Source organism: Mesorhizobium sp. WSM4828 (assembly GCF_055811175.1).
Map to the genome: position 1 here is coordinate 1 of NZ_JBVVQK010000132.1, position 255 is coordinate 255.

Here is a 255-nt window from a genome sequence, read left to right on the forward strand (position 1 = left end):
GTGAAGGTGCTGGGCAAGGCCTCGCTGTTCTGGTGGCCGCTGGGGCCGCTGCTGCACAAGCTGGGCGTGATCCCGCTGGACCGCAGCTCGCCGCAGGGCACGGTGGGCCAGGCGGTGGACCTGCTGCGCAACAACGAGAAGATGTGGTTCGCCATCACCCCCGAGGGCACCCGAAAGGCGGTGAAGGAGTGGAAGGCCGGCTTCCTGAAGATCGCCCGGATGGCCGACGTGCCGATCCTGGCCGCCTATTTCCAT

The 255-nt window shown here is 67.5% G+C and carries 1 protein-coding gene; it reads left to right on the forward strand.

Annotated elements, in window-relative coordinates; genetic code table 11:
• Positions 1-255: 1-acyl-sn-glycerol-3-phosphate acyltransferase (locus AC0L2X_RS32635; protein ID WP_473601241.1), on the forward strand; the 255-nt coding region annotated here is incomplete at both ends.